This window comes from Neorhizobium sp. DAR64862/K0K3, assembly GCF_050500185.1.
GTDB lineage: Bacteria > Pseudomonadota > Alphaproteobacteria > Rhizobiales > Rhizobiaceae > Neorhizobium > Neorhizobium soli.
This window is the reverse complement of sequence record NZ_CP191450.1, coordinates 999,851-1,014,220: the sequence shown is the minus strand read 5'-3', so window position 1 is coordinate 1,014,220 and position 14,370 is coordinate 999,851. Positions and strand designations below refer to the sequence as shown.

The 14,370-nt window shown below is 57.3% G+C and carries 12 protein-coding genes; 10 read left to right on the top strand and 2 right to left on the bottom strand.

What is annotated here, in order from left to right:
- Positions 1-80 precede the first annotated feature (80 nt).
- On the bottom strand, positions 81-710 hold the full coding sequence (locus ACQY1L_RS21500; protein WP_430244376.1) for a hypothetical protein: 630 nt from the start codon (positions 708-710) through the stop codon (positions 81-83).
- Positions 711-840: 130 nt separating this feature from the next.
- Between ACQY1L_RS21500 and ACQY1L_RS21495 the strand changes: the two genes are divergently transcribed.
- From ACQY1L_RS21495 to ACQY1L_RS21475, 5 genes are all read left to right on the top strand, one after another.
- Positions 841-2,202, top strand: a complete 1,362-nt coding sequence (locus tag ACQY1L_RS21495; RefSeq protein ID WP_430244373.1) for a hypothetical protein — start codon at positions 841-843, stop codon at positions 2,200-2,202.
- A gap of 169 nt (positions 2,203-2,371) precedes the next feature.
- Positions 2,372-2,989 carry a type IV toxin-antitoxin system AbiEi family antitoxin domain-containing protein gene (locus ACQY1L_RS21490; RefSeq protein ID WP_430244371.1) on the top strand — a complete coding sequence of 206 codons (618 nt, stop codon included), beginning with the start codon at positions 2,372-2,374 and terminating at the stop codon, positions 2,987-2,989.
- Complete coding sequence (locus ACQY1L_RS21485) at positions 2,982-3,851, top strand: nucleotidyl transferase AbiEii/AbiGii toxin family protein (RefSeq protein WP_430244369.1); 870 nt, start codon at positions 2,982-2,984, stop codon at positions 3,849-3,851. The genes ACQY1L_RS21490 and ACQY1L_RS21485 overlap by 8 nt, the downstream gene beginning before the upstream one ends.
- Before the next feature lie 251 nt (positions 3,852-4,102).
- Positions 4,103-5,923 carry a glycosyltransferase family 4 protein gene (locus ACQY1L_RS21480; protein WP_430244367.1) on the top strand — a complete coding sequence of 607 codons (1,821 nt, stop codon included), beginning with the start codon at positions 4,103-4,105 and terminating at the stop codon, positions 5,921-5,923.
- A complete protein-coding gene (locus ACQY1L_RS21475) occupies positions 5,916-7,184 on the top strand; it encodes a pentapeptide repeat-containing protein (RefSeq protein WP_430244364.1) in 1,269 nt (422 codons plus the stop codon). Before ACQY1L_RS21480 ends, ACQY1L_RS21475 begins: the two co-directional genes overlap by 8 nt.
- A gap of 498 nt (positions 7,185-7,682) precedes the next feature.
- Here the strand turns inward: ACQY1L_RS21475 and ACQY1L_RS21470 are convergent, their stop codons facing one another.
- Complete coding sequence (locus tag ACQY1L_RS21470; RefSeq protein ID WP_430244362.1) at positions 7,683-8,471, bottom strand: GntR family transcriptional regulator; 789 nt, start codon at positions 8,469-8,471, stop codon at positions 7,683-7,685.
- Between the two features lie 181 nt (positions 8,472-8,652).
- On the opposite strand from ACQY1L_RS21470, the gene ACQY1L_RS21465 reads away from it, so the two are divergent.
- From ACQY1L_RS21465 to ACQY1L_RS21445, 5 genes are read left to right on the top strand one after another with little or no spacing between them, the layout of a single operon-like run.
- Positions 8,653-10,182 carry a putative N-acetylmannosamine-6-phosphate 2-epimerase gene (locus tag ACQY1L_RS21465; RefSeq protein ID WP_430244360.1) on the top strand — a complete coding sequence of 510 codons (1,530 nt, stop codon included), beginning with the start codon at positions 8,653-8,655 and terminating at the stop codon, positions 10,180-10,182.
- A gap of 37 nt (positions 10,183-10,219) precedes the next feature.
- Positions 10,220-11,554, top strand: a complete 1,335-nt coding sequence (locus tag ACQY1L_RS21460) for an extracellular solute-binding protein (RefSeq protein ID WP_430244359.1) — start codon at positions 10,220-10,222, stop codon at positions 11,552-11,554.
- Between the two features lie 52 nt (positions 11,555-11,606).
- Positions 11,607-12,491, top strand: coding sequence for a carbohydrate ABC transporter permease (locus ACQY1L_RS21455; protein ID WP_430244357.1), 885 nt, complete (start codon positions 11,607-11,609; stop codon positions 12,489-12,491).
- Entirely contained in the window at positions 12,488-13,306 is an 819-nt protein-coding gene (locus ACQY1L_RS21450) for a carbohydrate ABC transporter permease (protein WP_430244355.1), read from the top strand. Before ACQY1L_RS21455 ends, ACQY1L_RS21450 begins: the two co-directional genes overlap by 4 nt.
- Positions 13,307-13,334: 28 nt before the next feature.
- Positions 13,335-14,336 carry an ABC transporter ATP-binding protein gene (locus ACQY1L_RS21445; RefSeq protein ID WP_430244353.1) on the top strand — a complete coding sequence of 334 codons (1,002 nt, stop codon included), beginning with the start codon at positions 13,335-13,337 and terminating at the stop codon, positions 14,334-14,336.
- The last annotated feature ends 34 nt before the right edge of the window (positions 14,337-14,370 follow it).

The following is a 14,370-nucleotide window of genomic DNA, read 5'->3' as shown; positions in this document are numbered from 1 at the left end:
GCTTTACGAGCATGTGACGGTGATGACGCCTGTATTAAATGCTTGCGCGGAGAGGTAAGCTGAGCCTTCTGAATGACTTTCTATTGCCTCCGTCGGTGCGGTGGTGCCGCAATCCGCTGTTCATAGAAGTCGATGTCGTCCCACTCCCATACCCAATAGATCTTGTCGCTTGGCTGATTTGGGATCACCGCGCGGGCGCCGAGCGCTTCGAAAAAATGAGGATAAAGATGCGCGGTCGAAACTGCGGTCTCGCGAAACTCTATCCTCATTACACCGTACCCCTCGTGCAGCTTGACGAAAATCGAGCGCGCCAGGGCCGACCCAACATGCTGGCGCATGTTGTCTTTGCGGGTGGCGATATGTCCGATTACCGCCACGCGCCCGATATTTTCGTCGCGGGGTGTGTCTTCTATGCGCCAAGTTTCGACATTGGCCAAGGTCTTCTGCTGGCGGAATATCCCCGGGATACGAATCGAAAGTGGTGGCATGCCGAATTGCGACCGCGTGTTTTCAGGCCATTCATATGGCGCGTCCCAGGACCAGGCGAAATCGAGCGGCACGGCCGGGATGGCGGCCATGCATGCCCAGAATTGCTTGCGCCGTACCTGCAGACGGGCAGTCGTCTGGCGGCGCAATACACCCCGGGTCGCAAGGCGCAGGAACGGCAAGTTCCTGGTGCGGATCAGGGCTTTGAATACAAGATCGTGCATACCGGTGTCTCGAAGTTATCACTGATGGCTGCTTAAGCGCAAAGGATGAAGAGTTGCCTTCGGTGCTGATTTTCCGGAAGCGAATGGTAGCTATTTGAAAAACATCTTCGCTTGAAATAAACGCTTCAATATGCAGAAAAAGCCCTCCAGAGAAGAATTGTTCGCGCTCGTTTGGGAGAAACCGACCAGTGAGATTGCGAAAGAGTTTGGCCTCTCCGACGTGGCCATCGGGAAGCTCTGTACAAAATTGCAGGTGCCGAAGCCGCCGCGGGGCTATTGGGCTCGTATGCAGGCCGGACAAAGACCGCGTCGTCCCGCCCTGGCAGCTTTCCGTGAAGAAGTAGAAGTCAAGCAGCGCGATCAGGCCCGTGCGCGTGCCGCAAAGTCGCTTTCGAAATTGCAGCGCCAATTCTATGATGCAGCCCTGTCCGAGTTGAGCGGCCGAGGAATTGATGTCGATTCTGCAAAACCTCAGGGTGGCGGAAGACTACCTGAGATCGATCGTGATGTGGTTGCTCAAATCTTACTTCTGATTCAAGGTGGTGCTGAAAAGTGGGTGGAAGATGGGCGTGTCCCCACCCGGTGGGGGCCATCCGTCCGGAATAGTGTTGGCCGTCTTATTGAGCGGTTGTTGCCCGTTGCACGAACACAACTCCTGGCGTTCGAAACTGAAAGCAAACGCACCTCCTATACGGCGGACGGGCCGGTGATTTTTATACGCTTGACGGGGTCATTGCAGCAGAGGGTCGCCGGACTGGCCGGTTTGGTCCGAGATCAAGAATTGCAGCACGTGGTCATGCCTCTCTCGGCAACCGATCATGCCTGGTCCGCCCATCATCTTTATTCGCCAGGGGCACACCTGTTTTTGGACAGCTGGATTTGCGTTTCGGCCCGCGAGATTTGGGTTGAGTGGAACCGCAAGTCTTGGCGCGAAGAAGAACCGCCTGAGCGGCATGCTACGAATCGGATCAAATTGCGCGACGTCATGCCGATTGACTTTTTTCCCACTGCGCAGAGAGCCCTTTCACCCGTCATCTCTGCCGCGACAATCAAGCCCTATAGTGACCGCCTTCGGGCCCTGCAGGAGGCCGAACGTGTCTACGAGATGATAAGCGGTGCAGCCTACTCGATGCAGAAGGAAGTTCCGGCAGACATCCTTTCTATAGTTGATCGTCTATGGTTTGGAGAGAAGCGTCCCTTCCACGCTGCCCGTGAGGCATTCCAGCATGTCGAAGCTGAACTCGAACGTTGGGAGACGGAGCTTGAAGGAGAGCGATCCGCTCTCGCTCAGTCAATTCTTGGAATTGCTCCTGGAGATATTGTCACCTCCGAGAGCAAGGGTCGGCTTCAGCGGCTTTCGGTGACGAGTGTCTATCTTTATTCAAGCGAAGGAAGTGTTAGCTTTGTAGTTTCCGGAATTCGCTTCCGAAAGGATGGCACATTGGGCAAATTGCAGGAGACGCTGCATCTGTCTTTCATCGACGAAAAGTGAGAGCGTTGATCTTTGACGTTTCGACTGGCCGGCTGGCGTCCAGGCGCCGCATTGGATGTATGGCAGAGCTCTCGATTGAAAAGTTGCCGATTGCCAGAGCTTCCTTTGATCGTGAGAATTTGATACGAATCCTCGGATAATGCCACCTCAATTCCGAGCTATCGTATCAATGCCCGCATCTATCTCCCAGCGCGAAATCGCCCAAGCCCTTCTGACGGCGCGTGGAATTGCGCGTCTTGTAGAGCTGCGCGACGCCGGCGTAACGGCCGCTACGATGAGCCGCATGGAGCGGGATGGGGAGGTGCTCCGGCTTGCACGGGGCCTTTATCAGCTCTCCGACGCGCCGCTTGACTCCAATCATAGCCTGGCTGAGGCCGCCAAACGGGTACCCAAGGGCGTTGTCTGCCTTGTGTCGGCCCTCGCGTTTCACGGCCTGAGTGACCAGCTTCCAAGACAGGTATGGCTGGCCATCGGCCAAAAGGACTGGACTCCGAAACCCGACGGCACGCCGATCCGTATCGTGCGTTTCACCGAAAGACTGCTCAATGAAAGCGTAGAGAGCCATGTCGTCGAGGGTGTGCCCGTAAAGGTCTTCGGGATCGTCAAAACGATCGCGGACTGTTTCCGATATCGCAATAAGATCGGCCTGTCGGTGGCGATCGAGGGCCTCCAGGAAGCGCTTCGGCAGCGCAAGGCCACTCCCGGCGAAATTGCAAGACAGGCCGAGCACGGCGGGGTTACTACCGTGATCCGGCCTTACCTTGAGGCGCTGACGGCCAATGGTTAAGGAGATCAGGAACATCGGCGCTTCGGTTCGCGCGCGCCTGTTGCAACTTGCCAAGGCAAGTGGCCAGAGCTTCGACTTGGTTCTGACCCGCTTCGCTCTTGAGCGCTTGCTTTTCCGGCTCAGCCAGTCACCACACACGGACCGCTTCGTGCTGAAGGGCGCGATGCTGATGATGAGCTGGTTCGATGATCCGTACCGCGGCACGCGCGATCTTGATCTGCTGGGCTTCGGCGATCCGAGCCCGGAGCCGATGCTGGCGACGTTTCGTGAGATCCTAGTGCAGGATGCCGGTGACGGTGTAGAATTCGACGCTGATGCACTTCGCGTCGACCGTATTCGCGAGGAGCTGGAGTATGGCGGGCTTAGGCTGAGGACGACGGCCTCGATCAGCGGCGCCCGGATCAGTCTGACGATCGACATCGGTTTTGGCGATGCACTGGAGCCTGGTGCCGAAGAGCTGGACTATCCTTCAATGCTCGACTTCCCAATACCCCGACTACGGGGCTACGCGCGGGAAACCGTCATTGCCGAGAAGTTTCAGGCGATGGTGGCGCTGGGGCGTGCCAACACGAGGATGAAAGATTTCTACGACATCTGGATTCTCAGCAGGTCGTTCGATTTCAACAATGACAGGTTGGGGCGGGCAATTACCGCCACTTTCGAACGGCGTGAGACGCCGATCCCAACGGTCCTACCAGATGCTTTGACGGAAGCATTTGCCAAGGATCAGCAAAAGCAACGGCAATGGCGAGCGTTTGTTGAAGACGTTGCCCATAATCCGGGTGAATTGATGGATGTGATCACGGATATCGGAGCATTCCTGATGCCTCATGCAGTTGCAGCCGCGGGCCGAGGCAAATGAGCGGCTTGGCTTGCCTACCGTCGAGTATTCGTCCCATGGGGCGAAATCGGTGAGCACACTGGGAGGGCTAACTAAATATTATAGGCTGTTTGCTTTCAAATTTTAACAGCCTGTGGGCACATAAGAAGTCCATACATTCTACGCAAGCGCGGGAGGCTAGATAAATTGCATTCGCCCAAGCTTGCATGTTAACCCGCTAGTATTGCAATCCCTGATAGTTGTATCCGAGTAATCAGGAGCAGGGGGTCCGAATGCTGATCGTGCTTTTAGCGACAGAGTGGAGCACGCGGGAAGGTGGGATCAATTCCTTCAATTATTCTTTTGCGGTCGCTCTTGCAAAGCTTTGCCAAAGCGGCGATCGCGTCGTTTGCGCTGTGACCGCGATACGAGACGGTGATGAGGAAAGCGCTCGTCGAGCCAATATTGAGCTGATTAAGGTTTCAGCCGACAGCAGTGGTAGACCGGTTAAAGACAGTTCGCGGGAGATCGAAGGATACTTGGATCGTAACGGCTGGAAATCACCTGACGGCGTGGTTGTCGGTCATGATTGTATTACAGGCTGGACGGCGGTCGAAACTGCTAGGCGACTGCGTTGCCGTGTCGCGCTCATCCACCATATGGCGTATGAAAAATACCAAAACGCCGGCGGTGGCCAAGGTGAGAAAACGGGCGCCAGCTACCAAGAGCAAGCCGATCTATTCGCGACACCCGGAGCCTTGATTTTTGGAGTTGGAACCTACCTCACCTCGAAAGCGAAAGCGCTTTGTGGGGGTGACGCTCGTTGTTTGATCCCAGGTTTTCCCGACGAATTTAGTTCGAATGCTTCAATCGACGAAGATTTTTGCGTTGTTGCGGCCGGTAGGTTCACCACGGAAACGGAATCGCTGAAACAGGTGGAACTCGCTGTCGAGGCATTTGGTCAAGCCATCAAAAGCGCTGGCCCATATGTTCCCCGCTTACAGAATTCGACGATGTTAGTTTTGGGAGTGGATCCGCAACGAATAAAAAACGGGAAGCTCGAACGACTTGCCGAACGTAACGCGCTTCGGCGCGTGAACGTAGTACCGATGCCATTTGAGAGCGATCCGCGCCGTATTCGTAGGCATTTGCAGAGCGCCAACTTGGCAATTGTTCCGTCGTTTCATGAGGGTTTTGGGCTGGTGGGGTGGGAAGCTATTGGCTGCGAGGTCCCACTGATAATGGGAAGGGACACGGGACTCTGTAGATTCGTGGAATCGGCGGTTGGCACTACTGGCATCAAAGTTATCGACTTTATGGGCGGGCCCCAGAGAAAGACTGATGTGGCTGCCGTCGCTAAAGCTATTGGGGAGGTCGCGCTTAATCCGGAATTAGCCAAGCTGGACGCGAAGGGTCTGCGAGATCGACTGAAGAATGAGCACGGCTGCACTTGGGGGCATACCGCCAATGAGTTCTTGAAGGTCATCGGAGGAAGAAGCAGTTCTTCCCTGGCGTCTTCAAGAGCACTGAGATCGGGTCCACGGCAAGGATATGGAAGCGACAACTTCAAGTCTAAGAAGCAGGATCATTATCCCAAATGTGTAGAGCTCAGTCTTTCAGTGGGGCAGGGCAGCAACGCCGAAAAGTTTGATGTGTTGGCGGAGCTGCGTTTTGGAACGTTTCTGATGGCATCTGATGGCATTGATGCTGAGATTTCACTCTCTCGTGCACACGTGAACGTGTCATCCACAACTGGGAAGATATCAGCGCATCGCTTGGGCGATAACCCCACGCTGCCAGGACTTAGACCTCAGGCGGGCGGGGTCTGGATCATTACCGATCCAGGTGGAGGAGATTCCATGACGCATCGGGCGCTTGGCGACGAGCCACTTTGTCAAATCGAAAACCTACCAAATAATTCGGCGAATGTTGAAGTGGAGGTGTTGGCGAGCAAAAAGGACATCACCTGCGTCTTCGATCTCGCCCCGGAGGAGCGCGGTCTTGCTAAAGAAAAAATCATGAGCGCCTTTCTGAAGAATGCCTTGTTCGAAGGTATGTCTGGTCAAGTGATCTTCAGCACCGCCACTATGAGCGAGGAACCAGAGAATGATTAATCATCGCGATTTAGACGTTCTCCGCCAGCTTCAGAGCACGCGTACCACCAAGTTTGCCGAACTTGTCCGCATATCAGGCATGGCCCCGGAAACTGATTTCCGAGGCATCGATTTAAGAGACGTAGATTTCGGTGACGCCGATCTATCTGGATTTGATTTCACAGATGCCGATTTGAGCGGAGCGAACTTGAGCCGCGCCAACATACGCAATGCAATCTTCTACCGAACAGGGCTAAATCAGGCAAAGATGCCTGTCTCAAGACGACAGTTGATCAGACGACAGCGTATCGAACCATGGCCTTTCCATGAAGCGGTAATAAAAGACGTCACTCGATTCTCGAAAAAGGAGGGACGAATACCGTCCGTGTTGTTGTCGATGCCTCCCGGCTCCGGTCGACACATCTTGATGGAACTACTCCTCGAGGAACTGGACCAGCTTGGCCGCCTCAAGGACGTCCTCGTCGTCACTGACAACGCGTCTGGTAGCCAAGAGACCATCGCGAGGCTCGCAGACACATTCGGCCATGGCGCCGTAGGCGAGGTTCGTCGGACCAGCAAAGACAAGCCTAGGCGTATAGAGATAATCACCCGGTCCGCTCTTATGATGTGGCTTAGAGACAACGAAAAATCGGCACTACGCATCAACAAGTCGATCAACTGTATTCTTGCGATCACAGAGAAGTCACCCAAAGAGCGGCTTTCGCGGAGTCTCAGAGAAGCCTTTCCTGACTGCAGTGTGATCTCGTTGGACTACCTGCCGATCTTCGGACAGCGACCTTCAGATGATGAGTTTGATCTCGATTTCCACTACACCTACGAGCATGCGGCTTCTGACGGCCTGCTTGAGGTCTCGAAGGTACTACGCGCCGAAGGCGATGTTGTGGAAATCGTCAAGGATCAAAGCCTCGACGCATATGGTGTCTGCATTATTTCAGAGGAAGAGAACGTTGAGGACACTGCCCATGACATCGGTTATCGATTGCAACGTGCTGGTCTCAATTGGCGTGTCATAGCGCTTCAAGATGCGGCCGATCTTCCTGACGGTGTCGGCACCGGGGCCGTGCTCTTGGTTGCGCGTCCTCGACTTGCTGTACGACTTGACTGGAGGGCCTTGGACTTCACGATAGTAACGTCGACAATCTCAGAGCAACTCGCGATGAAAATTGCCTTTCCGCCGCGGAGGACAAATCGGAGCTTTGGTCCCGTAATTTTCGATTTTGGTGGAACTGTCGAGCGCGTTGCAGCGCAGCGTTCTAGGTGAGGCTAATTCGAGACGATGACTGCAAGTGGCTTCGGGCCTTCCTATAGTTCAGTCCGTTTGCAGAAAGGTTTTGTGACGCGTGTCCGATGGTGGCTGCGGGGAAGGAAAGCGGGCTCTTGGTTTGAATCCGTTCGAGATGGTTCATCGCCATACCTGTTTATGCTGCCAGTCTTGGTACCACACACTCAACCAATCGCAGGAACCGTTGGTTGTGGGCCCCCGCAACCAATTCCTACGCCACAATATCCTACAGCAGCCTAAAACTGCGATCCAATACGCCATAGCGCTGCGATTAATCGCGCTAAATCTTCGATACGAAATACATCAAGAACGATTAAGTCCAAATCGGGCTGTGGGTATAGGCGCTGAATATGCTGCCTAAACACCCCATTCTAAGACTGCGGAAATGAAATCGTGCGTCACGGACGGCATGCGTCGGCAGCAATAAACCAGAGTGCAAAGTGGTATGAAACTGGTTTGAACAATCTCATGAACACGTTAGAGATGAAGATCGGAGATGAAGTCGTAGACCTTGCCGTTATAGCGCGTCTCGGTAAACTCCACGGCGCGGCCGTCCTCGAGGAAGCAGCGGCGTTCAGCCACCAGCATCGGCGTCTGCGGTGCTGCTTGTAGCAGTTCTGCCTCGGCAATCGACATCACATCGGCGCGAATGCGCTGGAAGCCGTGGTGTGGACGAGCGTTGAGCGAAGCCAGTGTCTCGTAAAGGGAGTGGATGACCAGCATGGCGTCCGGCAGGATCGACTTCGGCACGACTGCGCGCTCCAGCGCAATCGGAATGCTATCGGCCTGGCGCACGCGCACAAGCCGGATTACCTCGGTCTGTACTGGCAGGCCGAGAGCCATCGTCTCATGAAGCGTACCGATGACGCTGCCACGCGAAATCCAGGAGAAGCTCGGCTCCATGCCCCGCGCACGAATCTCGTCGGAAAAGCCGGTCAGGTTGGGAAGGTCCTTGCGGACGCGTGTCTGGACCACCGTTCGGGCTCCGTGGCGGCGATTGACCCGCCCTTCGCCCTCAAGTTCGGCTATGGCGCGGCGGACGGAGACGCGCGAGATATTGAGGCGTTCTGCCAGCAGCCGTTCGCTGGGCAGGCTGCGCCCGCGACCCAGATGGCCATCATCGATCGCATCGGCGAGCGCCATCGCGAGCCGCATGTAGATAGGCGAATGATCGTTGGATCCTTCGAGGCTCATGGCCAAGCGGTCCAGCAGCGCATCCCCCTGGGTTGAGGCCTCTCCGATGTCCTGCTGCAGTTTCGAGTTCAAGAAGGATAACCTCGTTGGAATCCAGGGCTGGTTGCGGCTGGCATATCGCTTAGTTCTCTAAAAAATCTGATGAAGTTGCAAGCCCCGTATGGCCACACCCAGTCCAGTTTGCCCGTAGATGAACGATACTGGTTGTCATCTGGTATTATTTCACCTAGCGTGAGCCTCGCTGATATGAGGTATGGTGAACGTGCTTACTGAAACTCTCAAGAACGGCCTTATCGTTTCCTGCCAGCCCGTGCCCGGCGGTGCGATGGACGACAGTCCCTATGTCGTTGCTTTCGCGCTTGCGGCTCTTTCCGCAGGCGCTGCCGGACTGCGTATCGAATCGGCGCGTTACGTCGCAGCCGTCCGCGCAGCCACCGATGCCCCGATCATCGGCCTTATCAAGCGTGATCTCGATGACAGTCCAGTGCGCATCACTCCCTTCCTCGACGACGTCAAGTCGCTTGCCGATTCTGGCGCCGACATCATCGCCTTCGATGCGACCGACAGGGTACGCCCGGAAAGCGTTGCAGCGCTTGCCAAGTCGGTGCGCGACGCCGGGAAACTGTCCATGGCAGATTGCAGTTGCATCGAGGATGCCCGCCATGCGCTATCGGTCGGTGTCGATTTTGTTGGTTCGACAATGTCTGGCTATACGGGTGGGCTGGAACCCGTTGATCCGGACATTGCGCTTGTCGCAGCCCTTAGAGAACTGACGCCGAACGTGATTGCAGAGGGGCGTATCCGTACGCCCGAACAGGCACAGGCCGCTGCTCGTGCCGGCGCAAGCTGTGTGGTCGTCGGATCCGCGATCACACGTACCGAACATGTGACCACCTGGTTTCGCGATGCGTTGCGCGAGGTTTACGAGCCCGCTGCAGCCCCGGTTGTGCTTGCAATCGATCTCGGTGGTACGAAGACCATGGCCTCGCTGGTGCAGGCAGGTGAAGTGGTCGAAACCGTATCAATCCCGACCGATCGTACCGGCTCTCCCGAAGGCTGGCTCGATTCAATTGCGGCGGCTACCCGCGACTGGAAAGGCCGCTATAGCGCGGTTGGCATAGCTGTGACCGGCGCAGTGCGGCAAGGCCGCTGGAGCGCGATGAACAAGGCGACGCTCCGCATCGAGGATGATTTTCCACTCGAAGCGCGCGCCGCAGAAATCTTCGATGTCCCGGTGATCGCCGCCAATGATGCCCAGGCTGCGGCCTGGGGCGAATACAAGGCTTCCGAAGATCGCTCGGATCTTGTTTTCATCACCGTGTCGACCGGACTTGGCGGCGGCATCGTTTCAAACGGAACGCTGCTCGGCGGCATTGCCGGCCATTTCGGACAGATGCGCGATCCTGACGGCGGCAACCTGCCGCTCGAAAGCCGCATCTGCGGGCCGTGGATTGCGGCCGAAGCTGGACGTTTGGGCCATTCCAGCGAACCCCGGGCAGTCTTTGACGCGGCGGCGAGCAGTGAGGAATGGGCAGGCGTGATTATCGACGGCGTTGCCCGCCGATTTGCACGGCTCTGCTGCGATATTCAGTTGGCGATCGATCCGGCGCGGATCGTCGTCGGTGGAGGCATCGGCCTAGCCACGGGCTTCATCGACAGGGTCAAGGCCGAGATCATCGCTCTTGCACCGTCCTCCATGCCCGAACTGCGGCAAGCCAAGCTCGGCGCCAGCGCCGGCATTATCGGAATTGCAGACCTCGTACTGACGCATAAGAAGACTTGAAGAAAAACCGAACAATCTCCGGAAGGGTAGAACCATCATGACAATATTTCGCAGCCTCGTGGCCTCCAGCGTGGCGGCTTTCCTTACCACCGTAGCAATGCCTGGCCTGGCATCGGCAGAAGTAACCGTGCTCGGCTGGCCCGGCGGTTCTGAAGAAACCGCTCTGCGTGCCGCGGTTGAAACCTATAACGCGCTTCCGGGTACGGCCAATGCCGACAAGGTCGAGCTGCTGTTCTTCAACCGTGATGGCTTTTACGACAAGCTGCAGGCGGATCTCGCTGCCGGTTCCGATGCTTTCGACATCAACCTGATCGCAACCTATTCGATCGGCCGCTACGCGCCCTTCATGGAGCCGGTCGATCTTGGCGCCGACGCCGAGAAGGTGTTCGGCAAACCAATTCTTGAAACCATGCAGTTCGAAGGCAAGCAATACGGCGTTCCGACCGACCTGTCGCTGCACTTCATGTATTACCGTAAGGATCTGATCGACGCCCTGATGGCCGACGACGCGGCCAAGGCCAGATATGCGGAAATCGCCAAGAAATACCTCGGCAAGGAACTCGCCCCCAAGGATCCCGACCAGTGGAGCTGGGACGACTGGGCAGCGACGGCGCTCTATTTCACCAAGGCAATCAATCCGGACAGCCCGGTGCGTTATGGCACCGTGCTGCAGATGAAGAACCTGCTGTTCAACATGATGGTATTCCAGTCCCTGCCGCGCTCCTACGGTGCGGACTGGACGGATTCTTCCGGAAAGGTAACAGTCGATTCTGAGGCTTACCGCACCGGCCTCGAGCTCTACAAGAAGCTCTATGACGCGGGCGCTACGCCCAAGGATTCGCTCAGCTACGAATATCCCGAGACCAACGCCGCCTGGACTTCGGGTCAGGTTGCCACCGCACTGCAATGGAATGCCGCAGCGGGTGAGTTGATGAACCCGGACACGGCTCCCGCCGTTGCGGAAGACACCGCCGTCGTCGCACCGCCATCCGGTCCCGAAGGCCGCAAGGACCACATCCACGGTCTTGGACTGGGCCTCAACAAGAGCTCCAAGCACAAGGAAGGCGCGGTTCGCTTCCTGAAGTGGCTGGCATCGGAAAATGCCGCCCTTGCCTACGCCAAGGCTGGTGGTTCTCCGGCTCTCGCACCGGATGTCGTTGCTAAAATCGCAGCGGACCGCCCCGATCTGGTCAAGCTCGGTGAGTTCGCCGGCGCCTATGGCTATGTCATGAACGGGGCCACGTCTGCCGGTGCGCTGTCGGTCTATGAAGCCCAGGCCAAGGAATTCACCGCTTATTGGGCAGGCCAGAAAAGCCTCGATGAGGCGCTAGCTGCAGCCACCCGGACCATGACCGATCTGCTCAAGAAGTAAGCGTCAACGCCCAGGCGTCTTGCCGCCTGGGCAAACCTTTGCGGACGGCATCATGCACAGCACTCCACAGCAACGCGAAGGGCGGCTTCTTCTGGCGCCTCTGGTTGCTTTCCTAATCGTTTTCCTGAGCTTCCCGGCCCTGGTCGACATCGTCTACGCATTGTCCGACGTCACTTTCCAGACCATGCGGGCACCCCAAATCGTGGGTTTCAGAAACTTCGGCGTGGTGCTTGCCGATCCCGAATTCTGGGCTGCCTGCTGGTTTTCACTTCGCTTCGGCGTATTGACCGCCATCATCGAGTGCGGGCTTGGCCTGGCACTCGCCATATTTCTTTCACCGATTGTCAGCCGTCATGGCTGGACGCTGGCTCTCATCATGCTTCCGATGATGGTGGCGCCATCGATGGTCGGCCTCATGTATCGCCTCGTGTTGCATGAATTTGCCGGGCCGCTGCCCCATTACCTGACGCTCTGGTTCGGCAACAGCCCCGCCTTTCTCGATGCCAACAATGCCTTCTGGACACTGGTCGTGGTCGAAGTGCTGCAATGGACGCCGTTCGCCTTTTTGCTGTTTCATGTCGCCTACATCTCGATACCTGCGGAAATTCGCGAGGCTGCAGCGATGGACCGGGCCACTGCATGGAAGATCCTGTGGCGCATCGAGCTGCCGATGATGAAGGCGACGATCGCCATCGCGCTCGGCATCCGCTTCATCGACGGTTTTCGCGTGTTCGACAATGTCTTTGCGCTCACCGGAGCAGGTGCAGGTGGCTCCACCATGTCGCTGTCGATCTATATCTACCAATCCTTCTTCAAGGGCGGACAGATCGGCCAGGCGGTTGCCGCCTCCGTATTGATGTTCCTGGCCTCGCTGGTCGTGCTTTATGGCGCCGCCGTGCTCAAAGCCCGACTGGACCGTAGGAGGATGGCCGCATGAACGCGCTTCGCTGGATCGTTTTCGCGGTCGCCGCCTTCGCCATGAATTTTCCGGTGATCGTGACGCTGATCACCTCCTTCAAGAGTGCCAGGGAAATCGCGATGAATCCCGGCCTGATCATTCAGGCGCCGACGCTTGCCAATTACGCCAGAGTGCTGACAGATACCAGCCGCTTCAATATCTACGCCTATCTTCTCAACAGCACTGTCGCGGCACTCATAGGTTCGCTGCTGGCACTGCTTCTGACGCTTCCGGCAGCTTATGCCATCGTGCGCACCGGCACCGGCCGTCGCCATCTCCTGCCGCTGGTGGCAAACCTGCGCGCAGTGCCGCTGGTGGTCTTCGCCATCCCGCTCTACATGATGTTCCAGTTCGTCGGGCTGCTCGATACCCGTCTTGGCCTCGGGCTGATCCTCACCATCGTCAATCTGCCGCTCAGCCTGATGATGATGGTCAATGCCATTTCCGACATGCCGACGGAGATCGACGAGGCCGCCCGCATGGACCGTGCCAGCGCGTTTGTGATCCTGAGGCGTATCGTGCGCCCGGTGATCCGCCCGGCGGTCGTCACCGCTTTCATCTTCGGCTTCATCACCGCCTGGAACGAATATCTGTTCGGCCTGATGCTGACGACGCGCAATGCCGTGCCCGTCACCGTTGGGGCCTCGTTCTTCTTTTCCGCCAGCGGCGGGGGCGTGCAATGGGGCGTAGCGTCAGCGGTGATGATCCTCGGTGCGCTGCCGCCTGCGGTACTCGGCATGCTCATCTATCGACAATTGACCGGATCCATGACCGCAGGCGCGGTCAAGGGCTGAGCCGGACGGACAGGGAAACGGATTGACCATGGCTCAGATCACACTCGACGGTGTCAAAAAGGCGTTCGGCAAGAATACCGTCATTCCCTCTCTCGATCTGGAGATCGGCAAGGGCGAATTCGTCGTTTTCGTCGGTCCTTCGGGCAGTGGAAAGTCGACGCTACTGCGCCTGATCGCCGGACTGGAGGAGACCAGCGGTGGCAGGATCAGCATCGAGGGCAAGGATGTCACCATGACACCCTGCGGCGAGCGCGGTCTGGCCATGGTGTTCCAGTCCTATGCGCTTTATCCGCACATGACCGTACGTCAGAACATGGCCTTTCCGCTGGAAATGGTCGGCGAGAGCAAGGTTTCGACGGCGGCTAAAGTTGAAGATGCGGCCCGCGTTCTCGATCTCACCCGCTTTCTCGAACGTCGCCCATCACAGCTTTCGGGCGGCCAGCGCCAGCGCGTCGCAATCGGTCGCGCGATCGTGCGCAATCCGACCGCCTTTCTTTTCGACGAGCCACTGTCCAATCTCGACGCGGCGCTTCGCGGAAGCATGCGCCTCGAAATCATGAAGCTGCACCAGCAGCTCGAAAGCACGATGATCTACGTCACCCACGACCAGGTCGAGGCGATGACGATGGCGGACCGGATCGTGGTGCTCAATCACGGGGTGATCGAACAGGTGGGAACTCCGCAGGAACTCTACGAGCGTCCTGCAAACCTGTTCGTCGCCGAATTTATCGGCGCTCCGAAGATGAACCGCATCGGAGGCAGGATCGCGGCTGCGATGGGGGCTGAGACCATTGGTATCCGGCCGGAACATCTGAGGATCGTCGAGGGCGTAGGGACATGGAAGGGCTCGGTCGAGCTCACCGAAAATCTTGGCGCCGAAAGCCACGTTCATGTGCTTTGCGGCGAGGCAGGTTCTCTCGTTGTGCGCATGGCCGGTGCGCCGTCGGTAAAAGTCGGCGACAAGATCAATCTCTCCCCGGCAGAGGGGTTTACTTACAGGTTCGATCGCGAGGGCAAGGCGTTGCGCTGACGCTCTCACGGCAAGAACTGCGCAGGCGCCGACT